This window comes from Psychrosphaera sp., from assembly GCF_982872775.1.
Map to the genome: position 1 here is coordinate 41,777 of NZ_CEYNSH010000009.1, position 6,756 is coordinate 48,532.

Below are 6,756 nucleotides of genomic sequence, written 5' to 3' on the forward strand. Positions count from 1 at the left end.
TCTTTACCTCACTCTAAAGCGTCGACGATACCCGCGTAACACCGGGAACAACCATAACCAAAAAACACTGCTAGTCAGTGCGGGATATAAATATTCGACTGAAAATTCGACCTGAATCAAAAACTTGTTCGCCCAAAAAATAACGAAGTGATACAAGATTAAAAACACAAATAAAATAGCTGATTGTTGCCAAATAGAAAAATTTCTCAGCTTTTGGAAGTTACTCGCGGTAACAAAAATCACTAATGCCATTGCTAGGGCGTGAACACCCAATACCGTTCCCAACAAAATATCTAATATAAAACCTAAAATCCAAGCTGTGCCTATATTTACTTTGTGTGGAAGCGCTAACGTCCAATAGATGAGTACTAACGCTAACCAGTTTGGCCTAAATGCTTTTATTTCGAGCGGTAATGGCATTATGCTTAAAATCAATGCGATTAAAATGGTGATGCCAATAAACCACCATGACGATCTGAACAGCCTACTCATTTGGACGCTTCCCTACTTCTGTGACACCATTATTTGTGTTTCTACTCGATGAAGCATTAGAACGTTTGAACTTGCGTTTCTTGGACGTCGTTGACTGCGCCTGCTCGATACTTTTGAGCTGGGACGCTTGAGTCCACAATAATAGTACGTGCTTCAAACGATTAACTTGTGCAGCAGGCGTCGCGGTAATCTCTAGAAACGGTTTACTCAAATCAGTTTTTACATCAACTACTTTTGCAACCGGATAACCATCCGGAAAAACGCCACCAAGGCCAGAGGTAATCAATAAGTCACCGACTTGAATATCGGTATCATGAGGCATGTTGGACAGCGACATCAGATTGATGTTACCTGTGCCATTTAGTACGCCTTTTATATCATTGCGAAGCACACGAACCGGGATGGCATGAGTCTGGTCTGTCAATAAAATAACCCGAGCGGTATTGTTCCCTGCCGATACAACCTGGCCGACAACCCCCATGTGATCTAATACCGGCTGACCTTCATAAACTTCATCGGATAAGCCTTTATCGATAACCACGTTATGGGAATAAGGATGGCTTGCAACTGACATAATTTCTGCAACGGCTTTTTTGGCTTCTACTCGAATATTGGTATCAAGTAGTGCTCTTAAGCGAGCGTTTTCAGCCATGAGCATTTCGTAGCGCTGAAGCTTTTCATTTTGTTCTAATTGAAGAATTTGGAGTTTTTCGTTTTGGTCTAATAGCTTTTGCTTACTAGCACCATATTTCGCGGCCCCTTCGAATAACTCTTGTGGTAAGTCAGCTAAATATTGAACGGGTGCAACAATACTGTTTAAGGTACTGCGAATTTGGCGTGAGCTGTCGGTGTATACATCAACCGTCATGGCGACAATACTAAGCACAAATACAATTGCAAATCGCAATGACAAGGCCGGTCCTGAGCCAAATATCGGATTCATAGGCTACCTAAATAGTATTTCGAACGTTAATCTTTTGTTAGCAAAACGGCAGTCGAAACTGCCGTTAATCAAAGAATGATGGATGAGAAAGCTATACGCTTAATCGAGTTACTCGTAACTAAATACGTCGCCACCATGCACATCAATCATTTCTAGCGCTTTACCACCACCACGTGCAACACAGGTTAATGGGTCATCGGCGATGATAACCGGAATACCCGTCTCTTCCATTAACAGTCGGTCCAGGTCACGCAATAATGCGCCACCACCGGTTAATACCATGCCGCGCTCTGAAATGTCAGATGCTAGCTCTGGTGGAGACTGCTCCAATGCAACCATAACAGCACTTACAATCCCTGATAGTGGCTCTTGAAGCGCTTCAAGAATTTCATTTGAATTAAGTGTGAATGAACGCGGTACACCTTCCGCTAAGTTACGACCACGAACTTCTAATTCTTTTACGTCTTGTGACGGATAAGCAAAACCAATTTCTTGTTTGATTCGCTCGGCCGTGGCTTCACCAATTAAGCTACCAAAGTTACGACGAACGTAATTAATGATAGCTTCGTCGAAACGGTCACCACCAATACGAACAGACGATGAGTAAACGACACCATTTAGTGAAATAATCGCAACTTCTGTCGTACCACCACCAATATCAACAACCATTGAGCCTGTCGCTTCTGATACTGGTAGACCAGCACCGATAGCTGCGGCCATTGGCTCTTCAATTAGGAATACTTCTCGAGCACCAGCACCAAGCGCAGATTCTCTGATTGCACGCTGCTCAACTTGAGTTGCGCCACATGGAACACATACCAATACTCGAGGGCTTGGACGTAGGAAGTTGTTGCTATGAACTTGTTTAATGAAGTGTTGTAACATTTTTTCAGTTACATAAAAGTCGGCAATTACGCCGTCTTTCATCGGACGAATAGCTTTGATGTTACCTGGAGTTCTACCAAGCATTCGCTTTGCTTCACCACCGACTGATGCCACACTTTTTGGGCCACCAGCTCTTTCTTGACGAATCGCAACCACTGAAGGTTCGTTAAGCACGATACCTTGTTCTTTTACATAAATAAGCGTATTTGCCGTACCAAGGTCAATCGACAAATCGTTTGAAAACATTCCGCGCAGATTCTTAAACATGGCGCTTTTAATTCCTTTGAAAACTTCATCAAATTAATAACCGTTAACTTTACCTAACGGCCTGAGACTGAGCAAGAGAGTAGCGCAAACAAATCTAAATTTCTTTCATAATCTGACATATTTATGTAATTAATTTAGTTTTATTGAAATGACTAACGTTCCCGCTTGTAAATAATCCTATCATTCCCTCTGAAACGACCAAATGTCACTGTCGTGACGGGTAAATTTAGATCTAAAGCATCATCAATCCCATCGCCGTCAACGTCGGTAAACCCTGCACCACCATTATCATCCCAGTCCCAACGTAAATGGGATGCTTCTGTGGATAAATCAACCTCAATATCAAAGCCACCGATATTCTGGTCGCCTGGCGCGGCAAATGGCAATGAGATAAACCCACCAATAGACGTAACTTGAGAAACGCCGTCAAAGCCATTCAAACTTGTCGGTGCGCCGCTAATGTCTAGCGTATAACGAGGAGGATTATTATTCACATCGAACTCATTTAGGCCGTCAATCGTGACCGCGTTTTGAGTCAACACCGTGCAATTGTCATCACTGTGGTATTGCCATTCACCATTTGGCATAAATACTTCTAGTTTAGCTCGCCAAGGTAATTCTTCTAATTCTGAGCCATAAGTACTCGCAACTTTGATTCGTCCATAACGAAGTTCTGTTCCAGTAATATTGTCAATTGCAACTGGCAAATATGCTGGGTCTGACGCATTCGTCTTAATGCCGATACCATTGTTATCAACAAAGGCCGAAGCCGGAATTGTCACGTTAATATCAGCACTGAACGGACTATCAGGCGTTGCTGACTTGGCATATTTCACACGCTGGCCGGAAATCTGATAACTGCGCTGTCCATCAACTGGCGTTGAGTTAGACTCAACCGCTGTCATTAAACCATTTTCAGTGAGGATCTGATTATTGTTTACCGAGCCATTCTCAACATATTGGTTGCCAATAAATTCTGTTTCCATCGTTGTCGTATTTTGCTGCCATGCACCACTAATGTCAGCAAATTCAGTCGTTCCATTAATAGCATTTTTAGCCGTCAGCGTTACTTCTGGATTTGAGCTCCAGGCAATCTCTTGTCCAATATAACTAAACGCATTACATGTATCGGCTAAAACAGGTGTATTAACTGTTGCGGTGTAATGACTAATATCAAAGGTCCCCGTTAAACCACTAGCGCTAGGGATCGTAGAGCCTAAATAATTATTGTCAGAAAAATTGAGTTGAAGAGTTGCTGCTTCATCATAATCTACGTTAAGCACTTGTGGATTAGCCGAACCAATCACATTCACTCTTTCACTTGGCCCATTTGGATTTACAACCGTGGAGTTAGCAATACGCAACTCTTCTAAATTATTTGGAACCACGCTGCTGTTTTCAGCAGAGATTTGGGCATCAGTTGGCGCTACTCGAACCGCAGATACTTGATAATCTCCAGATGGAATATAATTTTGTAGAACCGTACCATCGCTGCATTGGCCGGCAATGACAACCTGCTCAGTGATACCTGCAGTATTATTTGGATCGCCATCTACCCAACTAGCAGTCAGCTCGGCAGGTACAAAGCCAACCACCGCATTTGTGCTAGTTAACGTGCCATTTGCATCATTCACCACAACAGACAATTGGCCCGCCTCACGGTAGTCAACATTAATTGTGGCTTCTGCATTGTTATCAAACGTGACGTTTGTGACCGGGCCTGTTTGCCCTGCATTGTGGACAGTGCCATTAATATTCGCAGTTGCTGAATTCACAACACTGCTACTATCTGGATTGTGGTAATCAAAGTTAAATGTAAGTGGGTAATCACCTGATGTATAAGCAGGTACACAAGCTCCAGATCCAGGGTTACCTGATTCTTGTACAGCTTGAATGGTAAAACTATTTACACCACAGGCTTGTGTCGTCCCATAGTCTCCATTTGTAACAATAAAGCCACTCGAGGCGACGTTATAGTTGCAGTCTTCTTGGTTAGTCGCAGAGTTTAGACACTTAACCGCAGAGACATCAGGTGAGGTGCCGGTCAACTCAAAGGTACCGACGTTTGTTTCATTAAAAGTGGCACCCGCTAACTGCCCGGTATTGCCATCAATGACATAATTACCTAGATCCGAAATCACACCGCCATTATTCTTCTGCAAGGTAAAGTTAATGTCTGCGCCTGTATATATTGACGAACAATCAGCGTTAGCACAGGCGGTTAGATTGACAGAGTGCGCCGCACAAGAAACACCTGAGCCATTATGGGTAATACGAATATGGTCGAGTTGTGCATCACAAGGACGTGTCTGATTCATCAATTTATTCACCTGAGTTTGTGAATAAGCAAATGGCAACACATTCACTTCATCAATAGCGCCATCAAAAACTTTTAGCTGGCTAGTACCAGTATACAAATTACCAATATAAAAATTAGAGTCGGTATTTGGAATAAAGGTACTCGACTCGCGATATTTACCTTCTAATTGGCCATCAACGTATACAGCAACACGCTCGTTTTGGGGAAGAGAGCCATCAAAAACGACTGCAATGTGGTACCAGCGATTGGTTTCAAACACTGTATTTGTCGTAAAGCGATCATTCGTCGTATCAATATCTATATACAAACGGCCACCTGCATTTCTCAGGAAGAATAACCCGTATGAAACATTGCTAGAGAAAGAAGGCCGCTTCGACAGGATACCTCGAGCATTGGTGCCGTTAGTTTGCTGGAACGTATCGGCATTAAACCAAGCAGAAATAGTGAGTTGCGAAGTATTATCAAGACCATCACTATCTGGGATTTCGACATAATCATCCACCCCATCAAAGGTGCCGTAGCGACAACTGCCAGGCGAACCTGGAATCGCCGGATTGCTTCCTGCTGTATTGGCACCATCACCGTTTGCAAACCCGAGAGCCTTACCATGCAGACCAAACTTACTGTTATCTAACACTTCTCCGTCATTACCAGACCAACTACTCTCATCTAAGTGCCATTGACCTGCCGCGCAATTCCCTTCAACTAGACCAAGTTCTGCGGCGCCGATATAGCTGCGATCGTCAAAACTTGTCATGGTATGTAAACGCAGGTATTTAGCATTTATTTCGTTAAACTCAAACGTCTGCAATTGCGCTACGTTTTCCGCTTTAAAAATATAATCTTTATATTTTGCATTCGGTTGCGTGCTATTTGGGATCTCTGGTGAACCAAACAGTTTGAACTCAGTTAGTCCTGTGTAAGATGGGTCGCCATGGTTATTAATCGTGATTAATTTAACGCCTTGCGCACCGACAATTTGATCATCGGTATCCAAAGCAATTCGGTGCGGCCCACGTGACATAGGCAACTTAAATGTGTGACTTGGTGTCACACCATTGCCCAAAACCTCAAACTCTCTCAACCCGATGTAATTTCTATCACCATAGTTATTGATAGTAATCAGTTGCACTTCTGTAACATCCAAAGGGATATCATCTTGGTCTAGTACCCATGTTTGCTCACCCGCTATCATACTGCCTGTGAACGTATGAGCGGCAGTGATACTTGGACCTAATATTTCAAACTCTCTCGCACCAACATAATCTCTATCACCGTGATTATTAATAGTCACTAAACGAACATCGGTTACATTAGAAACCACGTCATCACTATCAAGCTCAAATGTTTGCCACTCATTGATCATCTGAGCATTGTATATAGTCGTCTCATTGACCGCAGGACCGAGTATTTTGAATTTTCTTGCACCGATGTAATCACGATCACCATGATTACTGATCGTCACTAATCTTACTCCAGTAACATTTTCAGGAACATCATTACTATCTAGCTCAAAAGTCTGACCGTCACTGTGCATATCTGCGGTGAATATTGTTGTTTCTGTAATTGATGGACCTAATACTTTAAATTCGCGTAATCCCGCATATGAAAGATCACCATAGTTGGTCAATGTCTGAAAACGCAACGCTTTGACTTTGTCCGGTAAGTTGTTTGGATCTAAATCAAAATACTCACCGTTGCCATTCATCGAAGCTGTGAAGGTGTAAATTGGCCCGACAGTATCGCCCTCAACAATGAATTCGCTGACACCTGTGTAACGACTATCTCCATGGTTAGTTAACGTTACTAATCGGATGTCCGTTACGTTGCTAAGATTAGGAACGTCCCA

General features: G+C 42.9%; 4 protein-coding genes. All 4 read right to left on the bottom strand.

Going from position 1 to position 6,756, the window contains the following annotated elements; genetic code table 11:
• Positions 1 to 3: 3 nt before the first annotated feature.
• Positions 4 to 492 carry a rod shape-determining protein MreD gene (gene mreD / locus AC4E96_RS04350; RefSeq protein WP_488032943.1) on the bottom strand — a complete coding sequence of 163 codons (489 nt, stop codon included), beginning with the start codon at positions 490 to 492 and terminating at the stop codon, positions 4 to 6.
• Positions 485 to 1,435, bottom strand: coding sequence for a rod shape-determining protein MreC (gene mreC / locus AC4E96_RS04355; RefSeq protein WP_488032944.1), 951 nt, complete (start codon positions 1,433 to 1,435; stop codon positions 485 to 487). The genes mreD and mreC overlap by 8 nt, the downstream gene beginning before the upstream one ends.
• Before the next feature lie 108 nt (positions 1,436 to 1,543).
• Entirely contained in the window at positions 1,544 to 2,587 is a 1,044-nt protein-coding gene (locus AC4E96_RS04360) for a rod shape-determining protein (protein WP_208831164.1), read from the bottom strand.
• Positions 2,588 to 2,739: 152 nt separating this feature from the next.
• The coding region (locus AC4E96_RS04365; RefSeq protein WP_490254997.1) for a LamG-like jellyroll fold domain-containing protein at positions 2,740 to 6,756 on the bottom strand (4,017 nt) is incomplete at its 5' end.